The sequence below is a fragment of the Corynebacterium sp. AOP12-C2-36 genome (assembly GCF_052379185.1).
Classification (GTDB): domain Bacteria; phylum Actinomycetota; class Actinomycetes; order Mycobacteriales; family Mycobacteriaceae; genus Corynebacterium.
The window spans coordinates 21,859-33,123 of the sequence record NZ_JBQSYJ010000014.1 but is presented as its reverse complement, the minus strand read 5'-3'; the positions used below and the strand labels follow the sequence as shown (position 1 = coordinate 33,123).

General features: G+C 70.0%; 13 protein-coding genes. 5 read left to right on the top strand and 8 right to left on the bottom strand.

Annotated elements, in window-relative coordinates; translation table 11 throughout:
• Nucleotides 1-89: 89 nt before the first annotated feature.
• Nucleotides 90-743 (bottom strand): hypothetical protein, encoded by a 654-nt coding sequence (locus ACT3UN_RS12375; RefSeq protein WP_301442214.1) that lies wholly within the window; start codon nt 741-743, stop codon nt 90-92.
• 55 nt (nt 744-798) lie between these two features.
• Nucleotides 799-993, bottom strand: a complete 195-nt coding sequence (locus ACT3UN_RS12370; RefSeq protein WP_301442213.1) for a hypothetical protein — start codon at nt 991-993, stop codon at nt 799-801.
• A 130-nt stretch (nt 994-1,123) separates the two neighbouring features.
• Between ACT3UN_RS12370 and ACT3UN_RS12365 the strand changes: the two genes are divergently transcribed.
• Genes ACT3UN_RS12365 through ACT3UN_RS12355 form a run of 3 tightly spaced genes read left to right on the top strand, consistent with a single transcriptional unit; the run spans nt 1,124 to nt 4,193 of the window.
• Nucleotides 1,124-2,449 (top strand): magnesium transporter MgtE N-terminal domain-containing protein, encoded by a 1,326-nt coding sequence (locus ACT3UN_RS12365; protein WP_301442212.1) that lies wholly within the window; start codon nt 1,124-1,126, stop codon nt 2,447-2,449.
• Between the two features lie 17 nt (nt 2,450-2,466).
• Nucleotides 2,467-3,012 (top strand): DUF1003 domain-containing protein, encoded by a 546-nt coding sequence (locus tag ACT3UN_RS12360; RefSeq protein WP_301442211.1) that lies wholly within the window; start codon nt 2,467-2,469, stop codon nt 3,010-3,012.
• Between the two features lie 50 nt (nt 3,013-3,062).
• Nucleotides 3,063-4,193: an Mrp/NBP35 family ATP-binding protein gene (locus ACT3UN_RS12355; RefSeq protein ID WP_301442210.1), complete on the top strand. Its 1,131-nt coding sequence runs from the start codon at nt 3,063-3,065 to the stop codon at nt 4,191-4,193.
• A gap of 76 nt (nt 4,194-4,269) precedes the next feature.
• On the opposite strand, the gene tatB is transcribed toward ACT3UN_RS12355, so the two are convergent.
• The 3 genes from tatB to sigE all read right to left on the bottom strand — a co-directional run bounded on the left by tatB (nt 4,270) and on the right by sigE (nt 6,000).
• On the bottom strand, nt 4,270-4,839 hold the full coding sequence (gene tatB / locus ACT3UN_RS12350) for a Sec-independent protein translocase protein TatB (protein WP_367620294.1): 570 nt from the start codon (nt 4,837-4,839) through the stop codon (nt 4,270-4,272).
• A gap of 48 nt (nt 4,840-4,887) precedes the next feature.
• Nucleotides 4,888-5,325, bottom strand: coding sequence for an anti-sigma factor (locus ACT3UN_RS12345; RefSeq protein WP_301442209.1), 438 nt, complete (start codon nt 5,323-5,325; stop codon nt 4,888-4,890).
• Between the two features lie 87 nt (nt 5,326-5,412).
• A complete protein-coding gene (gene sigE, locus ACT3UN_RS12340) occupies nt 5,413-6,000 on the bottom strand; it encodes an RNA polymerase sigma factor SigE (RefSeq protein WP_441579246.1) in 588 nt (195 codons plus the stop codon).
• 273 nt (nt 6,001-6,273) lie between these two features.
• Between sigE and ACT3UN_RS12335 the strand changes: the two genes are divergently transcribed.
• Nucleotides 6,274-6,933 (top strand): O-methyltransferase, encoded by a 660-nt coding sequence (locus ACT3UN_RS12335; protein WP_301442208.1) that lies wholly within the window; start codon nt 6,274-6,276, stop codon nt 6,931-6,933.
• Between the two features lie 70 nt (nt 6,934-7,003).
• Nucleotides 7,004-8,533 carry a GH32 C-terminal domain-containing protein gene (locus ACT3UN_RS12330; RefSeq protein WP_441582151.1) on the top strand — a complete coding sequence of 510 codons (1,530 nt, stop codon included), beginning with the start codon at nt 7,004-7,006 and terminating at the stop codon, nt 8,531-8,533.
• Between the two features lie 23 nt (nt 8,534-8,556).
• On the opposite strand, the gene ACT3UN_RS12325 is transcribed toward ACT3UN_RS12330, so the two are convergent.
• From ACT3UN_RS12325 to ACT3UN_RS12315, 3 genes are all read right to left on the bottom strand, one after another.
• Nucleotides 8,557-9,438 carry a methyltransferase domain-containing protein gene (locus ACT3UN_RS12325; protein ID WP_301442206.1) on the bottom strand — a complete coding sequence of 294 codons (882 nt, stop codon included), beginning with the start codon at nt 9,436-9,438 and terminating at the stop codon, nt 8,557-8,559.
• Between the two features lie 64 nt (nt 9,439-9,502).
• A complete protein-coding gene (locus ACT3UN_RS12320; RefSeq protein ID WP_441582152.1) occupies nt 9,503-10,993 on the bottom strand; it encodes an aminopeptidase in 1,491 nt (496 codons plus the stop codon).
• Nucleotides 10,990-11,262, bottom strand: coding sequence for a hypothetical protein (locus ACT3UN_RS12315; RefSeq protein WP_301442204.1), 273 nt, complete (start codon nt 11,260-11,262; stop codon nt 10,990-10,992). The genes ACT3UN_RS12320 and ACT3UN_RS12315 overlap by 4 nt, the downstream gene beginning before the upstream one ends.
• Nucleotides 11,263-11,265: the final 3 nt, after the last annotated feature.

Sequence of the window (11,265 nt, the reverse complement as noted above, 5' to 3'; positions counted from 1 at the left end):
CCCCGCCGTCGCCGGCCGGGGGCGGGGAAAAGCCGGAGGCCCGGCGGGAACCGAAAGGTTCCCGCCGGGCCTCCGGCATGTCCGGGCGGCTAGGAGCTGTCGGACGACTCCTCGGCGAGGTCGTCGTCGGACACCCCTCCGGCGACGTTGTTCAACGCCCGCCGGTCAGGACGGTCCAGCGCGGTCTTGCGGTAGACGGCGACGAAGTTCTGCGGCAGGGAGTCGTCGTCGCACGCCGCCACCTCACCGGGGTCGCTGGCCTGCAGATCCGTCGGCAGCGCCGAGAACATCGTCGAGTGGGCGATGTCGCGCCACTGCGAGGCGTCCGCACCCTCCTCCTGTGCCTCGGCGTAGAGCCCCCGCAGCTCCTCGCCCTTCGCCGGGTCGAGCTCGTCGAGCAGCTCGCCCACACAACCGATCACCACGCTGACCTCGCCGTTGTGCAGCTTGTCCAGCCGGTCACCCGTGGTCACGTCCCGGGCCTCGACCTCCCGGCCCGCCGCCTCGAAGGCACTGCGGTACCTGTCCTCCAGCCGGTGCTGGACGGTGTCGTCGGTGACCCCCAGGTACACCGGACCCGAGGTCTCCTCGCTCATGGCCACCGACGCGGGGCCGGTGACACCGCCTGCCGTGCAGGACGACACCCCTGCCGCCGCTACGAGGACCGACGCCGCGACCGCCGTACGGCGCGCGCCGGCGCGCGTCCACCGTCCGGCACGTGCCGTGTTCCCGTGAGTGCTCATGCGCCCGTCCTGTCCATCGTCTCGTCCGCCACCGGCCCAGCCTCTCACACCCATCTCACCACCACGCCACGAGATACACGCCCACCAGCGCCAGCCAGGGCACGATCCCCCACCACCGGGCACGGTCGGAGAGCAGCGCCCCGGCCGTGGCCACCACCGCCGCCACCGCATGGGGGATCCACAACGGGCTCCCCAGCACCGCGAGGATGAGCGCGACCCCGCACAGGCCACCGGCTATCAGACGCGACATGGTTTCCTTCCGCTCATTCGGCAGTAGCTCGACATCCGCACCAGAATACCTGCAGTGCGCGTCCCGGAAGAAGCCGTACAGGCCGGTTCAGGGCGCGGTCACAGGAAGCTGTGCCGTAACCTCTAGTTCCATGAACTCCACTGCGAACGCCGGCAGGAACCCCAGCCGGATCACCACACGGTTCTTCGCCGGCCGTCTCGCCGGGATGCTCCTGCTCGGCGCGGACGGCGAGTCGCTCGGACGCGTCCGTGACGTCGTGTTGACCATCCGCTCCACCCGCGCGGTCGCTCTCGGCATCGTCGCGGAGGTCGGCGCGAAACGCCGCATCTTCCTCCCCATGGGCCGCATCGCCTCGATCGACCCGAAGGAGGTCACCCTCAACACCAGCTCGGTGAGCCTGCGTCCCTTCCGTTCCCGTGCCGGTGAGATCTCGGTGATGGAGGATCTCGTCGGGGCGATGGTGCACACCGACGACCCGGAGTTCGGCCACCTGGCCGGACGGGCCGTGGAGATCTCCGACGTGGAGCTGGAACGCACCCGGACCCGTGAGTGGGAGCTCAGCCGGGTGGCCGTGTTCACCCGCGGACGACTGGGCCGGCGCACCACCCCGGCGGTCATCCCCTTCACCCACGTCCACGGTCTGTCCGCCTCGGGTACCGGGCCGGTTGACATGGACGCCGAGCTGATCGCCGAGTTCGCCACGATGCGCAACGCGGACGTCGCCCACGCCCTGCGCGACATGGACCGGGAACGCCGGCTGCGCGTCGCCGCCGAGCTCGACGACGAGCGTCTGGCCGACGTCATCGCCGAGCTGCCCGACGACGAGCAGACCGAGATCGTGGAGGTGCTCAACATCGAGCGCGCCGCGACGATCCTGGAGGAGATGGACCCCGACGACGCCGCCGACCTGCTCGGTGAACTGCCCGGGGACAAGGCCGACGTCCTGCTCGAGCTGATGGACCCGGAGGAGTCAGAGCCGGTGCGCCGTCTGATGAGCTTCTCCCCCGACACCGTCGGTGCGCTGATGACCTCCGACGCGATCATCCTCACCCCGCAGGCGACCGTCGCCGAGGCCCTGGCGCACGCCCGCAACCCCGAGGTGCCGTTGTCGTTGAGCTCGTTGATCTTCGTCGTCCGCCCACCGCAGGCCACCCCGACGGGGCGCTACCTGGGGTGCGTGCACCTGCAGAAGCTGCTGCGCGAACCGCCGTCGTCCCTGGTCGGCGGCATCCTCGACCTCGAGCTTCCGGCGCTGCACCCGGAGGACACCGAGGAGACCGCGGCGCGCTACTTCGCCACCTACAACCTGGTCTCCGCGCCGGTCCTCGACGAGGACTCCCACCTGCTCGGGGTCGTCGGCGTCGACGACCTGCTCGACCACCTGCTGCCGGAGAACTGGCGCGACGACGACTGGCGCAGCAACCGCCGGGCTGCCACCACCACCCCGTCCGCCTGACGAGAAAGAGACACCCCATGCCCGACAATTTCTCCCGGACCGACCTCGACACCCCGTCGACGGGGCCTCGTCGCCGCCTGTTCGCCTACAACGACGACGCGGTGGGCGTCGGCGCCGAGAAGGTCGCCCGTTTCCTCGGAACCGGCCGCTACCTGATGTGGCAGACGATCATCGTGATCGTCTGGATCTGCCTCAACGTCGGCGGCTTCTGGTGGAACTGGGACGTCTACCCGTTCATTCTGCTCAACCTGGCGTTCTCCACGCAGGCCGCCTATGCGGCACCGTTGATCCTGCTGGCCCAGAACCGGCAGGACGACCGTGACCGTGTGTCCCTGAACGAGGACCGCCGGCGAGCCGAGGAGACGAAGGCGGACACCGAGTTCCTCGCCCGTGAGCTCGCCGGACTGCGCATCGCCGTGGGCGAGAACGTGACCCGCGACTACCTGCGCCGCGAACTCGACGACCTCGGGGACGTGCTGCGCCGCATCGAGGACAAGCTGGAGGACCGTCGCAACGACGAACTGCCGGATGACAGGGACGAGACGGCCGCCGGCGGCCGCTGACCGCACACGGTGATTGGCCCTGAATCGGGGTGGGCGTATCATCGGGGTCAATGTCTACTGTCACTGAATCAGCAGTTCGCAGCGCCCTGGACACTGTCGAGGACCCGGAACTCAACAAGCCGATCACGGAACTCGGCATGGTCAAGTCCATCGACGTCGACGGCTCGTCCGTGGCCGTCGAGATCTACCTCACCATCGCCGGCTGCCCGATGAAGTCCACGCTCACCACGCGTACCCGCGAGGCCGCGGAGAGCGTGGAGGGGGTCGAGAGTGTCACGGTGGCCACGGACGTGATGAGTGACGAGCAACGTCGCGAACTCCGCACCCAGCTGCGCGGCGGTGTCTCCGAGCCGGTCATCCCCTTCGCCCAGCCGGAGTCGACGACCCGCGTCTTCGCGGTGGCCTCCGGCAAGGGCGGTGTCGGCAAGTCCTCGGTCACGGTGAACCTCGCGACCGCCCTGGCGCGGCGCGGGCTGAACGTCGGTGTCGTCGACGCCGACATCTACGGTCACTCGGTGCCGCACATGATGGGCTCGAACCACCGCCCGCACCAGGTCGACGACATGATCATCCCGCCGCAGGCGCACGGGGTGAAGATCATGTCCATCGGGCACTTCCTCGAGGGCAACTCGCCGGTGGTGTGGCGCGGGCCGATGCTGCACCGCGCGATCCAGCAGTTCCTGGCGGACGTCTTCTGGGGCGACCTGGACATCCTGCTGCTCGACCTCCCGCCGGGAACCGGCGACGTGGCGATCTCCGTCGCACAGCTCGTGCCGAACGCCGAACTGCTGATCGTGACGACGCCGCAGACGGCGGCCGCCGAGGTGGCCGAGCGTGCCGGGAGTATCTCGGAGCAGACCCGTCAGCGCATCGGCGGGGTCATCGAGAACATGAGCTGGATGGACATGCCTGACGGCAGCCGGATGGACATCTTCGGCACCGGTGGCGGCCAGGTCGTGGCGGACCGGTTGAGCCAGCTCACCGGCGGGGAGGTTCCCCTCATGGGGCAGATCCCGCTGGACCCGAACCTGCGCATCGGCGGCGACCTCGGCAACCCGATCGCCATCTCCGAGCCGGACTCGGCCGCGGGCAAGGCACTCGGCGCGATCGCCGACAAGCTCTCCACCCGCCGGCAGTCCCTGGCCGGGCGTCAGCTGAACCTCGGGGTCGCCGGGCAGTAGCCGACCACTACACGTCTCAGGCGCCTCACCTTGCCGGGTGAGGCGCCTGAACTGTCTGGCCTACAAGTGTGTTGCCCTACATCGTGTCGTCGTAGCTTCCGGAGCGTCCCCAGTCCCGGGACTGACCGACCTCGTCCTGCTGGGGCAGCTCCACCCGGGGCTCCTCCCCGCCCACGGCCCCTGCCGAGCCGCCGTCCGCCTGAGGATCCGCCGCCCCCGCATCCGGAGCACCCACGGCGGGGTCTGCAGCGGGCTCTGCGGGAACCTCCGTGGGACGCGGCGGGTTCTTCGGGGCCTGCCCCGAGATCCGCGACCCGGTCCCCCGGAAAGCGCCGGTGACGTCCTTCGCCGAGGACTCCAGGTCCGTGAGGAAGCTGTCGTCGTCGTCCAGCAGCGTCTTGGTGATGAATCCCCGGGCGCCCATCTGCCGCACGCTGTTGAGCTGCGACAGCGGCTTGCGGAACTCCTCGAAGTCCTCCCCGAAGTCCTGGTCGAGTTCCTTGCGCGCGTCGGCGATGGCGTTGCGAGCGGCGAGCAGCAGGGCGCGGACGTCCGTGATCAGTCGCGGCAGGCGCTCGGGCCCGACGACGATAATGCCCACGACGACAATGATGAGGATCTCAACCCACCCGACGCTGGAGAACACCTGCCACGCCTCTCTCTCGGATCACTCGGTACTGACAACATCTCGATCCTAGCCCTCCCCCTGCTGACGCGGCGACTTCGAGCGGCCATTGGCCGTCCATCCCGTCGTGCGGCGCTGCACCTTGCGCGCGGCGGCCGCCATCCGGCCGGTCAGGCTGTCCGGCCGGCGGCACCCGTCGATGCCCACCGGGTCATGCTCCGCCGCCGCGTCCTGCTCCCCGGGGCCGGTGCCGTCGCAGTCGTCGGGGATGCGCGCCAGACGGCTCATCAGGCTGCCCGAGACGTGGATCTCGTCCATCGGGATGCTGCCCCGCAGTCGCTCGGCGGCCTGGCGTTGAGCCCTGACCTCCTCACGGCATTCCCCGCAGTGCACCAGGTGAATCCGGGCCCGGTGTTCGGCGCCGCGGGTCAATTCCCCGTCGACCAGCGCCGCAACGACCTCTGGGGTCAGATGACCGACATCTGACAGTCGCCCGACTTCCGACATGACTGGGACCTCCTCGTCGGCCTCGCACCTACCGTGCGCCGTCCGGCATCAACGGACTCAATGGCTTCGTTGCCATCGATGATAGCGCTAAGACTGCGGCACGTAGCTGAGTTCGCCGGCGGAGCGCTCCAGACTGGCCCTCAGCTGGGTCCGCGCCCGGTGGATGCGTGAGCGGACCGTGCCCATCTTCAACCCGAGGGTGTCGGCGATCTCCTCGTAGGTCATGTCGAGACCGTCACACAGGATCACCGCGACGCGGAACTCCGCGCTGAGATCGTCCAACGCCCGCTCCAGGGCCGGGTCGAGGTTGCTCATCTCGAAGGCCCGCTCCGGCCCGAGCCGGGTGCCCTCCACGCGGTCGTAGTCGTCCGGCAGGGCCTCCATCCGGATCGTGCCGCGGTGGCGGACCATGTCCAGGAAGAGGTTCGTGGTGATCCGGTGCAGCCACCCGGAGAACGTGCCTGGACGGTAGGACTTCAGCGACCGGAACGCCCTCATGAAGGTGTCCTGCGTGAGATCCTCGGCGTCCTGCCGGTCACCGCTGAGCCGGTAGGCCAACCGGTAGACGCTGTCCGCGTGCTCCTGCACCAGCTCGCTCCAGCTCGGCATGTCGCCCTCACCGCGGTCGAAGGCGTCGGTCGCCCCGGTGGTGCCGGGGTCTGCTGCGGTGTTCATGATATCCATCCTCACGCACGTGCATTGCCACGGAGTACCTGGTCGCTTCGGTTTTCCTGTGAGGTTAAGGCGGACTCACCAAGAGGACCAGGCAGCAATTGACTTCGTCGTTAAATATATCGGTTACCTACCCTCGGTGGCAATACCGCTGCGGCACCCCTCCAGGCACAATGTTCACACTGGTATCCACGGTTCCCACGTTGTCCGCGAGCTGTGGCGACTCGCCGGGGGCGGTCACCGCCAGGACTCCCCGACACACCTAGAGTTACAGCCGTGAACGCAGAATCCAGCTCCGCCCTCGACGCCGTCCGCGACTACGTCAACAGCACGGCCGCCACCGACGAGACACTCGACGCCGCCCGCGATTCGGCGAACGAGTACGGGCTGCTCAAGCCGGACGCCATGACCGGCGAGTTCCTCACGTTCCTGGCGGCGCAGGTCACCAGCACCTCCCCCACGGCCGTGGTCATGTCCCCCGCCTACGGGGTGATCGGCCTGCACCTGTTCGCCGGGCTGCCCGGCGGGGGCCACGTCACCTGCATCGACCCCGAGGTCCAACACCAGGCGTTGGCACGCTCGGCGTTCAACGCCGCCGGGGTGCGCTCCAACGCGTACCGGTTCCTGCCCTCCGCCCCCCTGGTGGGCGTGTCGCGGCTGGCGACCTCCTCCTACGACATCATCGTCTCACAGTCGGCCGTGGAGCACCTCACGGCGACGGTGGACGCCGCGCTGCCGGTCCTGCGCCCCGGCGGCATCCTGGTCCTGCTGGACTCCCTGCTGGACGGTTCCCTGGGCGACCCGGAGAACTCGGACCGGCAGACCCGCGCCGCCGCCGACGCCGAGGAACACCTGCGTTCCCTCGACGACGTCACCGTGGCCCGTCTGCCCCTGGGCGCCGGGTGCACCGTGATCACCACACACGCCGCACGGTAGTCCGGACGGCGGCGACGGTGGAGACGATTCCACGGCCCCGACTTTGCTAACGGTGGTATACAGGGATGCCGTGAACCGCTACAGACCTGAACTACACGTCACCGCGGAAGTCGGCGTTCTCGAGGCCCCAGCCGGAGCCCTGAGCCGGGGAGAGTCCCTCCATGTCTTCCACCAGTTCCGGCCACGACCTGACGCCGGTGCCCGGTGGGCCCACCAGGTCGCCTCCGGGATCCCCTACGGCTGGGACGTGTGCGACGACGTCCTCATCCCCCGCGACGACGAGATCGACTGCCTCGCCGGGTCCGCCGTACCGGTGGACGACGGGGTGGAGCTCTTCTTCGTGACCACCACCGCCGCTGCCGACGCCGCAGATGCCGCGCCGTCGTCCCTGCAGTCCAACGTCGTCGCCCACGGCCGCCGTGGGGCACGGGATTTCACCCTCCAGCGCGCACGCATCGCCGACTTGGCGTCCGCCACGACCGAGGTGTCGGACGACCCCAGCGTGGTCTCCCCCTTCGTCGAGCGCCTCGGCGCCGTCGACGTCGACGACTCCGCGTTCCCCGTCCACAACCTCGCCACCCCGTCGGTGGTGCGCCGGGGCGAGGGGTGGACGATGCTCGCCCTCGACCTCGTCGACGACGAAGACGCCCGCATCGTGGTGCTGGACTCCCCCGACCGCCAGTCCTGGACGGTACGCGGCGAGCTCACCTTCGTCGGCGAGTCCGTCCCCGAGGGACGCCCCTACGCTCCGCGCATCACGCTGATGACGGACCTGGGCACGGGCCAGGACCGGGTGGTCCTGTTCATCACCTACCCGGACGACAGCCTGGCCGTGGGCACGGACGGAGCGGCCGGCACGAAGTCCGGCGAGACGACCGGCTACATCGTCGGGGACCTCGACGGGACCACGTTCCGCACCGCCACGGACTTCCAGGTCCTCGACCACGGCCACGACTTCACCCGGCCCCGCCTGGTGCACGGCACCCGACCGGTGCTCTCCGGGCTCGTGGGCGCCTTCCCGCACAGCGAGGACGGCGATGAGCCGGCGACGTGGGCGAACTGCCTGTCGGTGCCGCGCTTCCTCAGCCTGCGTGACGGACACCTCTACCAGGACGTGATCGGACTCCCCACCGCGGTCCGCTCCTACACCGACCGTGCGGCGGTCTACACCGCCCAGCTGTCGGTGGAGAGCGGTTCGGCCACCGTCGACGTGCTGGACACCGAGGGCAACGTCCTGCTCGGCATCACCCACTCCGGTGAGGAGGTCTCGGTCACCCGCGACGGTGACACCCGGTCGGCCCCGCTCGCCGACGCCGACAGCGACACACTGACCATCTTCGTCGACGGCCCGGTCTGTGAGGTCTTCGCCGACGGCGGGCTGGTCTCACTGACCACCGCGCTGACCGGTCCCGGTTCCTTCGACCGGTTCGCCGTACGTGCCACCGGTGGCGCCAGGGTGCTGTCGGCGATGGAGTCGTTGGGACGCCAGCTGCAGCGTCAGCTCGCCCACCTGGACGACCCGGAGGAGCAGGAGAAGCTCATCCGCGAGGCCGTGCTGGCCGACCGTGACCTCGCCGCAGGGGTCGACCCCGGCGAATAGGCCCCGGAGTCGACCCCCTCGACTCAGCCGAGTTGCGGGTCGCGCTTCAGACGGGTGATCGCCGCGCGGGCAGTCACCGTCATCGTCTCGGGCAACCCGGCGATCCGCTCGGCGAGCACCTTGGGGTGGATGTGGCGGGCGGACGGGCTCATGCCGATCTGCGCGGCGATGGACGCCTGGTCGAGGTTCATCTCGAACTCCACGTTCTGCGGCTCCCCCACCGGCACCAGGTGCCCGGACGCCTGGGTGATCATCCGCTCGACCTTCCCCTCCTCGACATCGATGATGCCCAGTGGTTCACGCAGTTCGGCGAGGTGCCCGGCGTCCGCGGTCAACACCACCACCTGCCCCTCCGGGGACAGGACGCGGGCGAACTCGGCGGCGTTACGCGGGGCGAAGATCACCGTCACCGCGTCGACGACGCCGTCGCGCAACGGCAGACGTGACCAGGCGTCGGCCACGACGGCACCGATGCGCGGGTGGCAGGACGCCAGCCGCTTGGCTGCCGGCACGGACACGTCGATGCCCACACCCCGGGAGTTCACGATGGAGTCCAGCGTGTGCGACAGGTAGTAGCCGGTGCCCGCACCGATCTCCACGACGGAGGGGTGCGCGTCGTCGGCGACCCCGGCGTCGTCGAGGGCGTGACCGACGTTGTCGGTGATCGCCTCGACGAAGGGGGCGAAGTGTCCGCCGGACAGGAAGGTCTCGCGTGCCTGGATCATCTCGGCGTCGTCGCCGGAGTAACGCAGGCCCGCGCCACCGGCGAGGGTGACGTACCCCTGGCGGGCCACGTCGTAGTTGTGGCCGGAGTCGGACACCAGGGTCTTCCACGCGTCGTCACCGGCGCGCAACAGGGTGCCGTCCACCGGGTCGGCGAGCAGGTCGATGACATCAGAGAGCACGGGTGCGAGGTCTCCCCTCGGTTGCGGGACTAGTCAGAAACGGGACTGGGAAGCACCGGGTCGGCTACTTCCGGAACCACTCTACAAGAGTCCTGGCCGCGAACCCGGAGCTACCCCGGTCCACCTCGCCACGGACAGACTCGGACCACGACGGGCCCGTGGTGTCGAGCACCGTGCAGGGCACACCGGCGGCGAAACGTCGCAGGAACAGCGGCGCCACCAGGGCCTCCGGCCCGTCGGAGGCCACCGTGACGTCGGCCTCGCGGGTGCTGACCTTCTTCTCCAGGTGCGTCGGCGACGGCAGCGGCCACCACCGTTCACCGACACGGGCGCCACGCAGCGTGACGCGCCGGACGGCCTGGGCGTCGCGCGGGTCACCGCTGACGGCACCGGTGAGCTCCCCGAGCGCCGACTTCGACGCCGTGGTGAGCGCGCCGACGACGACCACGCGGCGCGGCCGGTAGCGCTGGACGCCGTAGGCCACCGCGTCGGCGGCGGCCAGCCGCCGGCACACCTCCGCGCGTTCCGCGGCCCCGCTGAACCCGGGGATCTGCGTGGTCGTGCCGTTGACGTGCTCGATGACGGCCTTCGCCCGCCCGGGGACGGACGCCGGCGGACTGTAGCCGTGCACGGGGACCAGGCCGACGACCTTCTTCGGCCCCTTGAGCTCGGCGAGGGCACGGATCACCGCGGGCACGGTGGCCCCGCCGACGAGCAGGACGTCCGGACGCTCGTCGGTGAGGTCGCCCTCGGCGGCCGCCGGGTCCCAGAACATCTCGACCAGCCCGACCTCGTCCTCACCGTCCGGGTCGTTGACGCTGGTCCCTGCCGAGGCGGTGGCCAGCAGGCCGCCGAACCCCTTGCGCTGCAGCCAACCGCGCCCGTGGGTCTTCACCCGGGTGCCCGGCACGTCGCCGAGCACGGCCTTGGCCTTGCGTCGCCACCACACCGAGGTCGCGGTCGGCGAGGGCACCGCGTCGATGTCACGGGCCATCATGGTCGCCGCTCCGAGCACCCGACCGCGGTGCACCGCGTCCTCCACCCGCTTGACCATGGCGACATCGCCACCGTCGGAACCGTTACCGTCGGAACCGCTGACATCGCTGACGTCGAGGTGCACGGAACGCACCTCCGCCGCGGCGTCCTTCCTGGTCACGACCATGGACCGGCCGCCCAACACGATGCCCATGGCGAGGTTGCGCAGGTTCTGGACCGTGGCGGTCCGGGGCACCCGGATCTGGACGGTGTGGCGCTTGGCGCGCACCGGGTGGGCGTCGATCAGCGTGCTGAGCCGGCGGCTGAGCACGGCTCCGGCGGCCCGCCAGCCGTCGTCGCCGAGGCGTGGCTCATCGGCCAGTTCGGCGAGGTCGGTCAACGCGGTGGGTTCAGCGGGCACACGGACCTCCCAGACCCCGTCCGCGGCAAGGTCCGCGGCGAGGTCCGCTGTGGACTTCTCGTCGACCAGCACCCGGCAGTCGACCACGTCGCTGCCGGTCACCGTGGTACCGACGGTGATCTCCGGGGTGGGACGAGGTAGGTTCGGGATCCTCTTCACAGGAGCTTCTCCTCGGTTTCGTGGTCGGTGGCCTGGGTATCACCCGGGGCGGTCCCCAGGTCGGACCGGAGGTCGGCGATCGTGGCGTCCCGCTCGGCGAGCTGGGCGGTGAGCCCCTCGATCCGCAGGGCGGCGTCCCGCTTGCCTGCCAGTCGCTCGGCCCGGGTGCTTCCCGGTGCCGCCGGTTCACGGTCGAAGACCACGAGCACGAGGTAGACCAGCACCAGGCCCGCGAGCAGGGCGGCGATGACGGTGATGAGCAGGTACATGGC

Excerpts from the sequence above, each read along its gene's own strand:
- sigE (WP_441579246.1), bottom strand. The coding sequence starts at position 6,000 with ATGAACACCGCAGCAGACCCCGGCACCACCGGGGCGACCGACGCCTTC.
- ACT3UN_RS12355 (WP_301442210.1), top strand. The coding sequence starts at position 3,063 with ATGTCTACTGTCACTGAATCAGCAGTTCGCAGCGCCCTGGACACTGTC.
- ACT3UN_RS12370 (WP_301442213.1), bottom strand. The coding sequence starts at position 993 with ATGTCGCGTCTGATAGCCGGTGGCCTGTGCGGGGTCGCGCTCATCCTC.
- ACT3UN_RS12315 (WP_301442204.1), bottom strand. The coding sequence starts at position 11,262 with ATGTACCTGCTCATCACCGTCATCGCCGCCCTGCTCGCGGGCCTGGTG.
- ACT3UN_RS12345 (WP_301442209.1), bottom strand. The coding sequence starts at position 5,325 with ATGTCGGAAGTCGGGCGACTGTCAGATGTCGGTCATCTGACCCCAGAG.
- ACT3UN_RS12365 (WP_301442212.1), top strand. The coding sequence starts at position 1,124 with ATGAACTCCACTGCGAACGCCGGCAGGAACCCCAGCCGGATCACCACA.
- ACT3UN_RS12360 (WP_301442211.1), top strand. The coding sequence starts at position 2,467 with ATGCCCGACAATTTCTCCCGGACCGACCTCGACACCCCGTCGACGGGG.
- ACT3UN_RS12375 (WP_301442214.1), bottom strand. The coding sequence starts at position 743 with ATGAGCACTCACGGGAACACGGCACGTGCCGGACGGTGGACGCGCGCC.